Origin of the sequence: Bhargavaea massiliensis, from assembly GCF_050480245.1 — a bacterium.
GTDB lineage: Bacteria > Bacillota > Bacilli > Bacillales > Anoxybacillaceae > Anoxybacillus.
Genome location: NZ_JBCNEQ010000098.1, coordinates 1 through 900 on the forward strand (window position 1 = coordinate 1; position 900 = coordinate 900).

A 900-nucleotide genomic window follows, 5' to 3' on the forward strand; every position below is an offset into this window, starting at 1 on the left:
GAGGGTGCGAAATGTGAGTTAGAACGTAAATTTAATAGGAAAAACCCAACAGTTATTTATCGTACTGGAAGTGGAAACGGCACTAATTTAACTCCAAGACCAAAAGATGTTAGTGGGCTATCCTATACTACAGTAAAGCCTTTATCTGGACCATATACAGCAACTACTATTGAGGCCATTAATGCAACAGGAAAACTAGTAGCAATAAAAGATGGTAAAACTCATGTGTCAGTGAGACCAGTAAATATGAAGAAAATGCAGGGATGGACAAACTCAAGGGAAAATGCTAATACTAGACCACATGAATATACAAAATTATTGCAGGCCCTTTCTGTGAAAGTTAAATAGTAGGAGATGAATTTTAATGGAACTTAGTGAAGTTAAAAGATTGATGAAAAACTTGAGTTGGAATATGCCCCAAGAAGTTCAACTATCTGCAATAAGGGAGTTAACAACAATTGATGATGAATACACTCCTTTGTTAATACAAGATACCGAGAAGCATTGTTGGGAGAATGCGGTTAAAGTTTTAAATAAAATTGGATACCCACGAAATAGGCTGGCGATACCCTGCTTAATAGAGTTAATGCAAGATATGAATTGGCCTGGTGTCCCTACAGCGATAGAGATATTGAAGAGTATAGATAAAAGTGTGATAGTTCCACATATAGAGGCTTCGCTAATAAAAGCAGCTGAGGATGACGATCGCATGTGGATAGGGGGAATTCAGAGACTTATAGATATATTACAAATTTCTGAATCAGACTTTCATGATAAGGAAGTATATAAGTTATTAAAATTATCGGATTGGTAAACCAAGAAATTAGGAGCGGGCACTTGTCTTTTATGAAATAATATTGTATATATACATCCAAATTGACATTTTAACCTCTGATTCAC

The 900-nt window shown here is 35.4% G+C and carries 2 protein-coding genes; both read left to right on the forward strand.

Features of this window, described 5'->3' with window-relative positions; all coding sequences use genetic code 11:
* The coding region (locus ABEV15_RS14055) for a hypothetical protein (RefSeq protein WP_498853564.1) at positions 1 to 348 on the forward strand (348 nt) is incomplete at its 5' end.
* Positions 349 to 364: 16 nt separating this feature from the next.
* Complete coding sequence (locus ABEV15_RS14060; RefSeq protein ID WP_052023561.1) at positions 365 to 814, forward strand: DUF5071 domain-containing protein; 450 nt, start codon at positions 365 to 367, stop codon at positions 812 to 814.
* Positions 815 to 900 lie beyond the last annotated feature (86 nt).